We start from the raw sequence: 536 nt of genomic DNA, 5'->3' as shown, positions 1-536 counted from the left end.
AACGTTTATGTATAAGAATAGTTGCGGGTTTGTATACGAGGATTTTCCGAAGGAAAATCAGACGTTACAAACACGCAACGACCTTTGATTAAGCACTAAACCGCAATTATTTTTATACGGTGTTGTATGCAGTTTTTATAGTTTTATTGGTGGTCCAGATTGTCCGATAATTTCTCCACCAAAATTTATTAATTCAAATAGTCTTAAAACCGCAATATTCAATTCATCTTGATTGCAATAATACTCGTTTATTTTTCCGTATTCAGTATAGTCCGAAATATTAAATCCTTCCTCAATATCATTATACCAAATTATTTTTCGTCCACAAATTGCAACAACCCAAAATCCGCCACCTTCATTTCCGAAAGTCGGTTCACTCCATTTTTCAGGACTTATGTTTATTAAATTCCAAAAATTCAGATACTTTTCTTCTAATTCAGATTCCGTTTTCCAAATTTCAGAGTAGAGTTCTTTTTCGGTTATTGGTTTCCAAATATTCATTTCAGTTCTGGTGTTTCTCAAATTGCATACAACGT

At 32.6% G+C, this 536-nt stretch carries 1 protein-coding gene; it reads right to left on the bottom strand.

Going from position 1 to position 536, the window contains the following annotated elements; translation table 11 throughout:
* Window positions 1–135: 135 nt before the first annotated feature.
* On the bottom strand, window positions 136–536 hold a 401-nt coding region (locus HM981_RS17395), incomplete at its 5' end, for a hypothetical protein (RefSeq protein WP_246286356.1).

The sequence above is a fragment of the Winogradskyella ludwigii genome (assembly GCF_013403985.1).
In the GTDB taxonomy this organism is placed as follows: domain Bacteria; phylum Bacteroidota; class Bacteroidia; order Flavobacteriales; family Flavobacteriaceae; genus Winogradskyella; species Winogradskyella ludwigii.
The sequence above is the reverse complement of the archived record's forward strand: the minus strand, read 5'-3'. Positions and strand labels throughout refer to the sequence as shown.